Origin of the sequence: Polaribacter sp. BM10 (assembly GCF_002005425.1) — a bacterium.
Classification (GTDB): Bacteria; Bacteroidota; Bacteroidia; order Flavobacteriales; family Flavobacteriaceae; genus Polaribacter; species Polaribacter marinaquae.
In genome coordinates this window covers 121,249-133,701 of sequence record NZ_CP019704.1, presented here as the reverse complement: position 1 = coordinate 133,701, position 12,453 = coordinate 121,249, and the positions used below count along the sequence as shown (strand labels likewise).

Annotated in this window: 13 protein-coding genes; 2 read left to right on the top strand and 11 right to left on the bottom strand. The window is 30.8% G+C overall.

The window, feature by feature from the left end; all coding sequences use genetic code 11:
* Positions 1 to 4 precede the first annotated feature (4 nt).
* Both BXQ17_RS00585 and BXQ17_RS00580 read right to left on the bottom strand, forming a co-directional pair.
* Positions 5 to 556 carry a hypothetical protein gene (locus tag BXQ17_RS00585; protein WP_077808754.1) on the bottom strand — a complete coding sequence of 184 codons (552 nt, stop codon included), beginning with the start codon at positions 554 to 556 and terminating at the stop codon, positions 5 to 7.
* A 34-nt stretch (positions 557 to 590) separates the two neighbouring features.
* A complete protein-coding gene (locus BXQ17_RS00580; RefSeq protein ID WP_368348376.1) occupies positions 591 to 2,618 on the bottom strand; it encodes an FAD-dependent oxidoreductase in 2,028 nt (675 codons plus the stop codon).
* Positions 2,619 to 2,770: 152 nt separating this feature from the next.
* On the opposite strand from BXQ17_RS00580, the gene BXQ17_RS00575 reads away from it, so the two are divergent.
* Together BXQ17_RS00575 and BXQ17_RS00570 are read left to right on the top strand one after the other, a co-directional pair.
* Positions 2,771 to 3,511, top strand: a complete 741-nt coding sequence (locus BXQ17_RS00575) for an SDR family oxidoreductase (protein WP_077808753.1) — start codon at positions 2,771 to 2,773, stop codon at positions 3,509 to 3,511.
* A 27-nt stretch (positions 3,512 to 3,538) separates the two neighbouring features.
* Positions 3,539 to 4,918 (top strand): NAD-dependent succinate-semialdehyde dehydrogenase, encoded by a 1,380-nt coding sequence (locus tag BXQ17_RS00570; protein WP_077808752.1) that lies wholly within the window; start codon positions 3,539 to 3,541, stop codon positions 4,916 to 4,918.
* 63 nt (positions 4,919 to 4,981) lie between these two features.
* Here the strand turns inward: BXQ17_RS00570 and BXQ17_RS00565 are convergent, their stop codons facing one another.
* The 9 genes from BXQ17_RS00565 to BXQ17_RS00525 all read right to left on the bottom strand — a co-directional run bounded on the left by BXQ17_RS00565 (position 4,982) and on the right by BXQ17_RS00525 (position 12,435).
* Positions 4,982 to 5,692, bottom strand: a complete 711-nt coding sequence (locus tag BXQ17_RS00565) for a pirin family protein (protein WP_077808751.1) — start codon at positions 5,690 to 5,692, stop codon at positions 4,982 to 4,984.
* Positions 5,693 to 5,810: 118 nt separating this feature from the next.
* The gene (locus tag BXQ17_RS00560; RefSeq protein WP_077808750.1) at positions 5,811 to 6,680 is read right to left on the bottom strand and encodes a pirin family protein; all 870 of its coding nucleotides are present in this window, start codon (positions 6,678 to 6,680) and stop codon (positions 5,811 to 5,813) included.
* A gap of 54 nt (positions 6,681 to 6,734) precedes the next feature.
* The gene (locus BXQ17_RS00555) at positions 6,735 to 7,172 is read right to left on the bottom strand and encodes a MarR family winged helix-turn-helix transcriptional regulator (protein WP_077808749.1); all 438 of its coding nucleotides are present in this window, start codon (positions 7,170 to 7,172) and stop codon (positions 6,735 to 6,737) included.
* A gap of 29 nt (positions 7,173 to 7,201) precedes the next feature.
* Entirely contained in the window at positions 7,202 to 7,462 is a 261-nt protein-coding gene (locus tag BXQ17_RS00550; RefSeq protein WP_077808748.1) for a glutaredoxin, read from the bottom strand.
* A complete protein-coding gene (locus tag BXQ17_RS00545; RefSeq protein ID WP_077808747.1) occupies positions 7,452 to 7,988 on the bottom strand; it encodes an NADPH-dependent FMN reductase in 537 nt (178 codons plus the stop codon). The genes BXQ17_RS00550 and BXQ17_RS00545 overlap by 11 nt, the downstream gene beginning before the upstream one ends.
* Before the next feature lie 8 nt (positions 7,989 to 7,996).
* Positions 7,997 to 8,383: an OsmC family protein gene (locus BXQ17_RS00540; RefSeq protein ID WP_077808746.1), complete on the bottom strand. Its 387-nt coding sequence runs from the start codon at positions 8,381 to 8,383 to the stop codon at positions 7,997 to 7,999.
* Positions 8,370 to 8,735 carry a DoxX family protein gene (locus BXQ17_RS00535; RefSeq protein ID WP_077808745.1) on the bottom strand — a complete coding sequence of 122 codons (366 nt, stop codon included), beginning with the start codon at positions 8,733 to 8,735 and terminating at the stop codon, positions 8,370 to 8,372. The genes BXQ17_RS00540 and BXQ17_RS00535 overlap by 14 nt, the downstream gene beginning before the upstream one ends.
* 100 nt (positions 8,736 to 8,835) lie before the next feature.
* Positions 8,836 to 10,650: a sodium:solute symporter family protein gene (locus BXQ17_RS00530; protein WP_077808744.1), complete on the bottom strand. Its 1,815-nt coding sequence runs from the start codon at positions 10,648 to 10,650 to the stop codon at positions 8,836 to 8,838.
* Positions 10,651 to 10,749: 99 nt separating this feature from the next.
* Positions 10,750 to 12,435 (bottom strand): hypothetical protein, encoded by a 1,686-nt coding sequence (locus tag BXQ17_RS00525; RefSeq protein ID WP_077808743.1) that lies wholly within the window; start codon positions 12,433 to 12,435, stop codon positions 10,750 to 10,752.
* Positions 12,436 to 12,453: the final 18 nt, after the last annotated feature.

Genomic DNA, 12,453 nt, shown 5'->3' with positions numbered 1-12,453 from the left:
GTAATTAATATCTTCTGCCTCCCATTCCTGGACCATTTCTTCTGCCCATCATACCTTGCGAACCATTATTATTTTGGTTTTTTGGTGCTTTTGGAAGTAATTCTCTTTTTTGTGCCTTTTGGTATTTAGTCCATTTTTTAAATTGTTTTTTATTTAAAAAACTTTTTAACGCATCGTTTAACACTTTTTCATGCACATCTATACTATCTCTTATTGGTCTTATGGTTTCTCTAACTTGTTTACCAACTTTTTCTGCCAAATCTCTGTTAGAATACAATTGTTTACCAAGAGAATTTATAGTAAGTTCTAATTGTTGAAGCTTTGCAGAATTTAAAAAAGATATTTTTTTTATTTTATCGTTATACTGTCTAAGAACTTTTATTGTTTTATTCTTAGTTTCATCATCTTTCACTTTTATTTTTGGAGGAACTTCAGCAAAATTATAGTAAAATATATTTGCAGAATTTTTTGCATTGTATTTAGGAAATTCTCTCTCTTGTTGTGCAAAAGAAAAATAGGCTGTAAATAATGCTAAAAATAATAACGCTTTCTTCATGTTTTTTAATTTAATAGCAAAAATATAAAAAGAATTATAATTTTGCGGCTAATCTACTACCTTGATTTATGGCTCTTTTGGCATCTAATTCTGATGCAAAATCTGCACCACCAATTACATGTACATTTTTATTGGCATCTAATAAAGGTTGATATAATTCTTTAAACGGAGTTTGACCCGCACAAACTACAATATTATCTACTTCTAAAACCTTGTTTTCGTTATTTTGCGTGTAATGTAAACCTACATCATCTATTTTAGTGTAATTTACTTCACCAATAAATTGTACTTTTTTCTTTTTAAGTGTAGATCTATGAATCCAACCAGTAGTTTTTCCCAAATTACCACCAAATTTACCTTTACTTCTCTTAAACATAAAGATTTCTCTTGGCGAAGGATGATATTCTTCCTTAACACCTTCTATACCAGAACGTGCTTTTAATGTTTTATCTATTCCCCATTCTTTTAACCAAGCATCAATATTTTGAGACGTAGCTTCACCTTCGTGCGATAAGTATTCAGACACATCAAAACCTATTCCTCCTGCTCCTATAACTGCCACTCTTTTTCCTACAGGTTTCTTGTACTTTAAAACATCTAAATAACTTAATACTTTTTTATTGTCTGCTCCTTCTATCTTAAGTTCTCTAGGTTTTATTCCTGTTGCTAACACAATTTCATCATAATTAGAAGTCTTTAAATCTTCTAAAGAAACTTTGGTGTTTAATTTTAAATTAACATTATGCAATTCTATTTGTTTCCCAAAGTAACGCAAGGTTTCGTAAAACTCTTCTTTACCAGGTATTTGTTTTGCAACGTTAAATTGGCCACCAATTTCATTTGCGGCATCAAATAAAGTAACATCGTGTCCTCTTTGCGCTGCGACAGTTGCTGCAGCTAAACCTGCAGGACCTGCACCTACAACTACAATTTTTTTAGCGACTGCTACTTTTAAGTAATTTAATTCTGTTTCGTGACAAGCTCTCGGATTTACCAAACAACTTGCAACCTTTTGCTGAAAAACATGATCTAAACATGCTTGATTACAACCAATACATGTATTAATTTCATCATCTTTTTCTGCTTTCGCCTTATTTACCCATTCCGGATCCGCTAAAAATGGTCTTGCCATAGAAATCATATCTGCATCTCCTTCTGCTAATACTTTTTCTGCAGTTTCGGGCATGTTAATTCGGTTCGAAGTAATTAACGGAATCGATAATTCTTCTTTCATTTTTTTTGTTACCCAAGTAAATGCTGCTCTTGGTACTGAAGTAGCAATTGTAGGAATTCTAGCTTCGTGCCAACCTATACCTGTATTTATAATTGTTGCACCGGCTTTTTCAATTTCTTTACCTAATTGCACAACTTCTTCCCATGTAGATCCATTTTCTACCAAATCTAACATCGAAAGTCTATAAATTATTATAAAATTTTCTCCAACAGCTTCTCTTGTTTGTTTAACCAATTCTATTGGTAAACGCATTCTATTTTCATAATCTCCTCCCCAAGAATCTGTTCTTTTATTTGTTCTTTTTGCTATAAACTGATTGATTAAATAACCTTCTGAACCCATTATTTCTACACCATCATAACCAGCAACTTTAGATAATTTTGCAGAGTTTACAAAATCTCTAATTGTTCTTTTAATACCAGATTGTGTTAGTTTAAAAGGCGTAAAAGGTGTTATTGGCGATTTAATTTTAGACGGTGCTACGTTAAAAGGATGATAACCATAACGACCAGCATGTAAAATTTGCATACAAATCTTACCTCCTTCTTTGTGTACTGCTTCTGTTATCTTTTTATGATGTTTGGCATGTTTTTTTGTTGACATTCTAGAAGAGAAAGGTCCTGTCCAACCTTGTATATTTGGTGAAATTCCACCAGTAACAATTAATCCAACTCCACCTTTTGCTCTTTCTGCATAATAAGCAGCTATTCTTTCTAAACCATTTTTTTCTTCTTCTAAACCTGTGTGCATAGAACCCATTAAAATTCTATTTTTTAAAGTTGTAAATCCTAAATCTAAGGGTTCAAAAATGTGCTTATATTTCATAATTGTCTTTTTAAATTTACTATGCATGCATAATACTTTGCAAGATATGTTTATTTTTTCAACTTAAAAAGTAAAAGAGCTAAATACAAATTTAAATGAACTAAAACGAACCTTACCTTCTAAGTAGTTTTGTAGAAATAGTAAAACTTAAAGATATGAAACTTAACAATAAAGTAATAATGGTAACAGGTGCATCTAGTGGAATTGGTAAAGCAACTGCCATTAAACTCGCTAAAAACGGAGCTTCTGTAGTGTTAACTTCTAGAAGCGAAGACAAATTAGAAGAAATAAAAGAAACAATCGAAAAAAATAATGGTAAAGCACTTGTAGTAACTTGTGATGTTACTAGTAAAGATGATTTTTCGAAATTAGTAGAAAAAACGATCCAAGAATTCGGTACCGTAAATGCAATTATTAATAATGCAGGATTAATGCCTTTGTCTTACATCGAAAAATTTAAAACTGATGAATGGGAAACAATGGTAGATGTAAATATTAAAGGTGTTTTAAACGGAATTGCAGCTGTTTTACCAACTTTAATAGAAAACAAAGGCGGTAACATTATCAACATATCTTCTACTGCTGCCTATAATTATTTTCCTGGTGGTGCTGTTTATTGTGCTACCAAATCTGCGGTAAAAATGTTTTCTGAAGGTTTAAGAAAAGAAATTACGCCTAAATACGGAATTAATGTTACTTCAATAGAGCCAGGTGCTGTAAACACAGATCTTTTAAGCACTATCACAGATGAAGATATTAAGGAAGAATTGAAACAAATGAAAGAAATGACAAGTTTAGAAGCAGAAGATATTGCTGATGCCATTTTTTACACGTTAACGCAACCAGAAAGAGTTAACGTAAACGATGTTCATATTTTACCAAGTGAACAAAAATAAATATTAATCAAAAAAAATATACTCATTATGAGCAAAGAACACATAGTAACAATAAACCCAGCAACAGAAGAGAAGTTAAACGAATATAAATATTTAACTGATAAAGAATTAAAAGATAATATAGAAGCCTGTAATACTGCTTTTTTAGATTGGAAATTAAAACCTGTAGAAGAAAGAGCTAAAATTATTGAAGCAATCGGAAAAGAATTGACTAAAAATAAAACGGAATTAGCAAAACTAATGACTAATGAAATGGGAAAGATTATTAGTCAAAGTGAGCATGAAATAGATTTATGTGCAGGTATTTGTAGTTATACAGCTAAAAATGGTCCAGAAAATTTAGCGACAGAAAAAAGAACTTTAAGCAATGGTAAAGATGGTTTGATAGCATATTCTCCTATTGGAATTGTTTACGGTATTCAACCTTGGAACTACCCATCTTACCAAGTAATTAGATATGCTGTTGTTAATTTAATGGCTGGTAACGGAGTTTTATTAAAACACGCATCTAACGTAACAGGAACAGGACAATTTTTAGAAAAAGTGTTTGTTGATGCAGGTTTACCTAAAGGATTATTTCAGGCTTTAAAAATATCTCATGACCAGTCGGATACAATCATCAAAAACAAACATGTTAGAGGTGTTACCTTAACAGGTAGCTCTGATGCTGGTAGAAATATCGGAGAAAAAGCAACTGCCGAACTAAAAAAGGTTGTTTTAGAACTTGGTAGTAACGATGCTTATTTAGTCTTAGAAGATGCCGATTTAAAAACTGCAATAGAAGAATGTGTAAAAGGTAGAATTTATAATAACGGAGAAACTTGTATTGCTGCAAAAAGGTTTATTGTTGTAGAAAAAGTGTACGAAGACTTTAAAAAAGGATTTGTAAAAGCAATGGAAAACATTAAAGTTGGTAATCCTTTAGAAGACGGTGTAGATATGGGACCAATTGCAAGAGAAGATTTAAGAGAAACTTTACATAACCAAGTTGAAAAAAGTGTTAAAAATGGTGCCGAAATTTTATGTGGTGGTAAAATACCAAAAGGAAAAGGTTACTTTTATCCGGTTACAGTATTAGGAAATGTAAAACCTGGTCAACCAGCTTATAGCGACGAACTTTTTGGCCCTGTTGCTTCTTTAATTAAAGTTAAAGACGAGCAAGAAGCTATCAAAATTGCTAACGATAGTAGGTTTGGTTTAGGTGGTGGAATTTTTACAAAAGACATCGAAAAGGCAAAAGAAATAGCAACCAATCATTTTGATACTGGTATGGTATTTATAAATACTTTTGGTATCGCAGATCCTTCTATGCCATTTGGTGGTGTAAAAGATTCTGGTTTTGGTAGAGAACACGGTGGTTTTGGTATTAAAGAATTTGTAAACATAAAATCTATTGTTTTAGGATAATAGATTTCAAACTATAAAAAAACCCTATTCTTAATTGAATAGGGTTTTGTTTTTTACTACATTTTAAAAATGCATCGGTACATCTATAATTAATAATTTACTTTCTTCTTTAGCCTTAATTTTAACCAAATTAGTTTCGTAAATACCTACCGCATCTCTTTTATTTAAAACAATATCTTCTATTTCTAGCGAGCCGTCAATCAAGAAAAAATAAGCTCCGTTTTTTAAATGATATTCAGTTTTAAAATCTTTATCTAAATCTATCATAGACAAATATCCTTGCTGATTTATAGGCAAAGAACCATCAACTAATTTATCTTTTGGTGAAACCAATGTTTGAAATTTATTTTTTCTACCTTCTTTTTCAAAATACTTTTGGTTATAATAAGGTGTTACATTTTCTAATTCTGGGAGTATCCAAAGCTGAAGAAAATTAACTTCTTCGGATGAACTATCATTAAATTCCGAATGCGTTACACCAGTTCCGGCACTCATAACTTGTACCTCTCCGACTTCTATCGCTCGTTTGTTTTGCATGCTATCTTTATGTGATAAAGAACCAGATATTGGTATCGAAATTATTTCCATATTTTTATGAGGATGCGTACCAAAGCCCATTTTAGGCTGAACTATATCATCATTTAAAACTCTTAAAGCACCAAAATTCATTCTTTCTAAATTTTGATAGTTTGCAAAACTAAAAGTATGATATGATTTTAACCAACCATGATTGGCTAAACCTCTTGTATCTGATTTGTGAATTATTTTTTTCATTTATAAACTTGTATAATTTCTTTTAAAAGTACGGATGCGTTAGTGATTGCAACGGCATCCTTTTTGCTTTTTCTGCAAAAAGATATAGTGGAAAGCACGACCCTTTTCGGGGAACGCCCTAATACAAATACCCCATTTTACCTTGCTGATAATCTCTCATTGCTTCTAAAATTTCTGTTTGATTATTCATAACATAAGGTCCGTATTGGGTTACTTTTTCTTTAATTGGTTCACCAGAAAGAATTAATAAATTGCTTTCTTTTTTAGCTAAAAAATTAATTAAAGAACCGTCTTGATTAAAGGTTACCATTTGATTTTTACCTTTAGATAACACTTGTGAGTTATTTACCAAAATCTCGCCATCTAACAGGTAAACTAAAGATTGATGTGTTTTAGGAATTTCAATTTCTGTACAGCCATTTTCTTTGGCATTTACTGTATAAACATTTACCTCTGTTTGTGTTTGAATTAACCCAAAAGTTTCTTCTAAATTACCGGCAACAACATTAATTGCTACTTTTTTATCTTTTGATGTAATTTGTGGTATTTGCTCTTTTTCTAAATGTTGATAATTTGGCGTTATCATTTTAGATTTTGCAGGTAAGTTTAACCATAACTGAATTCCTTCTAAATCGCCACCTTTTTTAACAAACGCTTTGGTTGGTGCTTCTGCATGAATAATACCGCGACCAGCAGTTGTCCATTGCACTCCACCAGCTTTCACAATCATTTCATTACCCAAAGAGTCTCTGTGCAATTGTTCGCCTTTAAAAAGTAATGTTATCGGCTCAAAACCTCTGTGAGGATGCGGACCTAAATCAAACGGATTGTTAAATTCTGAAATAGCATAAGGACCATAGTGATGTAATAATAAAAAAGGATCTACATTTTCTAAACCTTTTGATGGTAAAGGTTGACGAAGCTTTATAGGGCCCATGTTAACCAATGGACTCTCTACAACTGTTTGAATACTTTTATATTTTTTCATGTTTTATTGCTTTTTACTATATATTTTCCAAGGAAAATATATTTGCAAATTTTTTTATCTAATTTTATCTAAAAGGTTACTTAATGTTAATGCTTCTTCTTCTGAGAGTTTATCTAAAAAAGATACGTTTTTAAAATCGTCTATATTAGATAGTAAATGCAAACCTTGTTGGGTAATCTGTACATAAACTACTCTTCTGTCATGCTCGCAACGCTCTCTTTCAATTAAGTTTTTGTCACACAACTTATCCATTAAACGAGTTGCATTTGGTGCTCTTTCTATCATTCTATCTTTTACAATTTGCACCTTAATTTTAGCGTTTGCACCTCGTAATATTCTTAATATGTTGAATTGTTGCGGCGAGATTCCGTGAGGCTTAAAAAACTCGTTTTCTTTACTGCTTAACCAGTTAGAAGTATATTTTATGTTTATTAAAGCTTTTACTTTATTGCTTGTAAACTTAGAATTGATATCTTTCGAAATGTCTCCCATCTGCTACTTTTTTTTATTTAAGTTAGAGTTTAAGCTCTTAACTTTAAATCTTGCATTATCTTATTAAATTCTTCTGTAGTTGGTGTTAAATACACTTTATCGTCTACAAATAATGTTGGAAATTTAGCAACACCATTGTACAGTTCTTTGCTGTGTTCTCTTGCCTCTACATCTTTAGAAATATCTTTGTACGTATAAGGCACATCTGTAGAATTTAAAAAGTTTTTAAACGCTACAGTATATGCATGCCCTTGTTTACCGTATAAAACGATGTTTAATTTATTGCTCATTAACTAATTTTTCAAAAGTGTTTACTTGTTCTTTTAATGCGATTAGAAGATCTTCTCCTGTAATTTTACCTTCTTTAAAATTGTCGTAAAAACTTGGTAAAGAAAAGGTAACAATATCACTAGCACCGTGTCTAGAAAATCTTTGTTCACCGGCACTTAACACAAATTGACCGCCCATTCCGCCTGGTGAAGTTGCCATTAATAATAATGGTTTATCTCTAAATACTTTTACATTTATTCTAGAACTCCAATCGAAAATATTTTTAAAAGCAGCGGCGTAAGAACCATTATGCTCTGCTAAAGAAACTATAAATCCATCATAACTATCTAAGCTAGTTGTAAAGCTTTTAATATCTTCTGGAAAACCATTTTTTTCTTCGTCTTCACTATAAACAGGTACTTTAAAAGTTGCTAAATCGATCACATCAAAAGTAGAGTTTTCTAAATTTTTTGCTGCAAAAGTAGCTAACTGTTTATTTATTGATGTAGAACTTGTACTACCTGCAAATGCTAATATTTTTTTCATACTTATTTTTAAATAATTTTTGAATCTATTCTTGTTTCTCCTTTAACCATTTTTGCTACCGGACATTTTCCTGCAATTACAAGTAATCTCTTTTTTTGATCTTCTGTAATTTCTTTTTCAAAAGAGATTTCTTCTGTTAAAGATTTTTCATTATTTTCTATTACCTGAGTAACTTTCACATCAATCTCACCTAGATCCCAACCTTTTCTTTCAGAGTACATTCTTAAAGTCATGGCTACACAACCACCAATTGCAGTTAGTAAATATTCTACGGGTGTTGGTCCGTTATCATCTCCTCCATCAACAACTGGTTCATCTAGAGTTAAAAAATGATTTCTAGCTTTTGCTTCTGCTAAATAATTTTTATTTGATAAAGTAACTTTAGAGTTTGTCATGATTTATTTTTTTTGAAGTGATGTAAGAAGTAATTAAAAGAATTATAGCTACAATTGCACCCGTTTGCTCGCCATCATTAATCATTACATGGGCAAAAAAGGCTAAAATAAAAGCAAAGAAAAAACTAGCATAGGCCCATTCTTTAATTACACTTTTTGTAAAAAACCATATCGCAATTAAACCTAAAATTTTTGCAATAGCATACGGATAAATAATATAAGTTGGATATCCAAAGTTGGTAAACATGCTGGCTACTTCTTCATGATTAAAAAAGTACATTCCTGCAGAAAAAAGCATTAATAATGTTAATAATCCTGTAGAAATATAATATAAAATTTTTGCTGTTTTCATACTTTAATGAATCAATTAAAGTACAAATTTACAAAATAAAATTTTATTTACCAAGGAAAATAAATACATGGAAATATTTACCTTTCAATAATTTAAGAGCTTACAAGATTGTATTTTTTATTTTTTTTAAAAGTTTTATTAAAAAAATAGAAGCTATAATAACTAATGAAGTTAAAATTAATGCCAGTTTGTAATCGCCATAAATCCAAAAACCCGTTGCAAACAAACAACTATAAATTAACACGCAACTGAGCAACATTGCTAATATTGCATTAGGCAAACTCCAGTTTTTTTCTTTTTGATCAAAATTAATTCCTGCCAAATTTGCTTTTGCAACAACTTTACGCCAACCGGCGCCACTAGGTAGAATATTCTTATAAAATAATTGAAGTGTTTCATCTTTTTCTGGTGGAGTTAAAAAAGTAACTACCAACCAAATTATTGTTGTTACAAACACGACAAACGGAAATTGAAACCAACTAGGAAAAAGACCATCTTCTACACCGAATAAAATAGTTTTTAAAGACGTAAAATTTAAAAGTATCGAAATTATTCCTGATGAAAACATTGCAGAAATTTCACTCCAAGCATTTATTCTCCACCAAAACCATCTCAAAATAAATATTAAACCAGTACCTGCACCAAACATTATAATAATATCAAATACTTGTTTCACATTTGTTAAAGTTAAAGCTAATAAACCGCTTATAACCATCATTAATATTGTACTTATTCTACCTACATTTACCAATTGTTTTTCTGTAGCTTCTTTTTTAATAAAACGTTTATAAAAATCATTTACAACATAAGAAGAACCCCAATTTAAATGTGTAGAAATTGTACTCATGTATGCTGCAATTAAAGATGCTAAAACAATTCCTAAAATCCCTTTTGGTAAAAAGTTTAACATTGCTGGATATGCCAAATCATTTCCTAATTTATCCGCAGGAATATTAGGAAACGCACTTTGCAAACTTGCAATATCTGGATATATTACCAAAGACGCCAAGGCTACTAAAATCCAAGGCCAAGGTCTTAAAGCATAATGTACAAAATTGAAAAAAAACGTTGCACCTATTGCGTGATTTTCATCTTTAGCAGCCAACATTCTTTGTGCAATATAACCTCCACCTCCTGGTTCTGCACCAGGATACCAAGAACTCCACCATTGTAATGCTAACGGAATAATTAAAATTGTAATTACCGTATTTGTATCGTTAAAATCTGGCAACATATCAGTTTTGGTTGCTACGAGTTTATTTTGAAACAAACTTTCTAAACCACCAACTTCTGGTAAATTTACAGCATAATAAGCTGCTGCTATTGCCCCAAACATGGCAATTATAAAAAGTAAAAAATCGGTATAAACAACACCTCTAAAACCACCAAAAGCAGAAAAAATTACTGTAACAGAACCAGCATACAAAACAACTTCCCAAGGTTGAATACCTAGCATTATACCGCCAATTTTAATAGCTGCCAATGTTACTACAGACATTACCAAAACATTAAAAATAACACCTAAATAAATAGATCTAAAACCTCTTAAAAAACTTGCTGCTTTACCACTGTATCTTAATTCGTAGAACTCTAAATCTGTAGTTACACCAGATTTTCGCCAAAGTTTTGCGTATACAAAAACGGTTAGCAAACCTGTAATTAAAAACGTCCACCAAACCCAATTACCTGCAACACCGTCTCCTCTAACAATATCTGTTACTAATAAGGGCGTGTCTGCAGCAAATGTAGTTGCTACCATAGAAAAACCAAGTAACCACCAAGGCATAGATCTGCCAGAAAGAAAAAATTCTGAAGAACTTTTTCCTGATTTTTTTGATACTATAAAACCAATTAATAAAATAACTGAAAAGAAAAGAACGATTATAAAATAATCTAATGCAGATAGTGCTATCATTTATTTAATTTACTTTTTAAAAATATAATTTATTCAAAAATAGGTAAATAAATTTTATGCTAGTTTTAGCAAAAATGCAATCCTAAAAAACTTTAAATATTAATTCATTTTTATTGAATCTATCTTTTTTTGTAGTGCTTTAATTTTTTTAGAATCTAATTCTTTTTTTGAAATTAGCTTTATCGAGTCTAAAATAGATTTATTTTTCTCTAAAATTGTTTGTTCTTTTTCGAAGTAAATATTTCCGTTTTCACTTGCTCTCCAAGCTTCGTTTAATTGAATATAAACCTCTTCATTCCATGTACTTGGTTTTTTTGCATCAATCCAAATAACATCTCTATATTCACTATCAATTAATGCTAAATCGGGTGTTGCAGATCCATCAAACTGAGCATTTTCTTTTTTAATCGCCGAAATGGTACTTAGAAAAAACATTCTCTTTTTACCCGCAATATTTTTAATATAAGGTCTAAATTCTACTGGTTTATTTGCAGACCAATCATATTCTTTTCTAGATTCTATTACTTTTAAAGGCATTGCAGAAACACCCGCATAACCTTGTTTTTTTGAAGCATGATCGTAATAATATAATTTATCGGTTCCATCCGCAGGAATAAAAACACTGAATGTTAAGCTTGTTCTTTCGTCTCCAACAGGTTCTAGCCCAAACCAATGATATAAACCACTAAAAGCACCCGTTTTTGTATCAGAAAAATCGAAATCTGTTACAAATGGTTGCTGATTTTGATCGTCTGGTAAGTCCGGAATTTTAACTGCCGTTTTCATATTCCACGGCAAAGGATCTCTAAATCCTCCTAAAAACTTTAAACTTTCTGCTTGTAAACGAGATACTTTTTCTGACAGCGTATTTTGCTTTGTTAAGTATTCGTAATTTTTCATTTCATCTGGAGAAATAAAAATTCCTTTACCAATTGTAATTCTTTCTAGATAATCGTTAAAATCATGTTCTCCATTTTCTACAACCATTACACCACCAAATGTAGGGTACGGAAAGAAAAAACCTTTCCATTTAATTAAACTTACAACTTGTACCCATGCGCCTTTGTCATTTTTCATGTAATAAGTATCGCTTGGTTCGTAATTAAAAAGCATCCACGGATTTAATCTTTGCACAACAGCGTTGTAAGTATTTCTACTAAATTTTAAAGATTCGCCAATTGAAAAAGTTACAGGAATTCTATTTTCTGATGAAAAACGAGGAAAAGGAGTTGTACTCGAAACAGAAAAAACCTCTTCTGTATTGTCTTTAATTCCTTGCCAAACATACTTTTCTGTTGGTTGAATTGCCATTGTCCATTGGTTATGACCATCAACTCTAACCAAATGTGGTAAAGAAACATCTTTGGTTTCTCCTACGGATTCATTTGCCATCGAAAATATATTTCTTAAAGGCTGAATTCTTTCATTTTGGGTTAAAGGAAGCTCTACAATTTCGATTCTTTGTAAACTATTATAAACATTATAGGTTTTCATATAATCGTAGAATTTTAAATTCCAACCTACATAATAAACAACTGCGAAAAAAACAGTTAAAAAAACTAAAATACCAATTCTTTTACCTGTACTAGCAGATTTTCTAAATGTTCTAAGACTAAAAAATAAAATTGTAAAACACAACAATATGATAAAAATGAACTTTCTAACAAACAATAATGCTGGCTGATAATCATCTCTTAAAAAAAACAACAAAGCAAGAGTTATGATACTTAAAATCACAACTATTTTTTTTTGCCTTGGGCCTTTACTCCAATAATTCTTAATCATTTTTTAAATTTTAATTTT

Excerpts from the sequence above, each read along its gene's own strand:
- BXQ17_RS00585 (WP_077808754.1), bottom strand. The coding sequence starts at position 556 with ATGAAGAAAGCGTTATTATTTTTAGCATTATTTACAGCCTATTTTTCT.
- BXQ17_RS00575 (WP_077808753.1), top strand. The coding sequence starts at position 2,771 with ATGAAACTTAACAATAAAGTAATAATGGTAACAGGTGCATCTAGTGGA.
- BXQ17_RS00570 (WP_077808752.1), top strand. The coding sequence starts at position 3,539 with ATGAGCAAAGAACACATAGTAACAATAAACCCAGCAACAGAAGAGAAG.
- BXQ17_RS00565 (WP_077808751.1), bottom strand. The coding sequence starts at position 5,692 with ATGAAAAAAATAATTCACAAATCAGATACAAGAGGTTTAGCCAATCAT.
- BXQ17_RS00560 (WP_077808750.1), bottom strand. The coding sequence starts at position 6,680 with ATGAAAAAATATAAAAGTATTCAAACAGTTGTAGAGAGTCCATTGGTT.
- BXQ17_RS00555 (WP_077808749.1), bottom strand. The coding sequence starts at position 7,172 with ATGGGAGACATTTCGAAAGATATCAATTCTAAGTTTACAAGCAATAAA.
- BXQ17_RS00550 (WP_077808748.1), bottom strand. The coding sequence starts at position 7,462 with ATGAGCAATAAATTAAACATCGTTTTATACGGTAAACAAGGGCATGCA.
- BXQ17_RS00545 (WP_077808747.1), bottom strand. The coding sequence starts at position 7,988 with ATGAAAAAAATATTAGCATTTGCAGGTAGTACAAGTTCTACATCAATA.
- BXQ17_RS00540 (WP_077808746.1), bottom strand. The coding sequence starts at position 8,383 with ATGACAAACTCTAAAGTTACTTTATCAAATAAAAATTATTTAGCAGAA.
- BXQ17_RS00535 (WP_077808745.1), bottom strand. The coding sequence starts at position 8,735 with ATGAAAACAGCAAAAATTTTATATTATATTTCTACAGGATTATTAACA.
- BXQ17_RS00530 (WP_077808744.1), bottom strand. The coding sequence starts at position 10,650 with ATGATAGCACTATCTGCATTAGATTATTTTATAATCGTTCTTTTCTTT.
- BXQ17_RS00525 (WP_077808743.1), bottom strand. The coding sequence starts at position 12,435 with ATGATTAAGAATTATTGGAGTAAAGGCCCAAGGCAAAAAAAAATAGTT.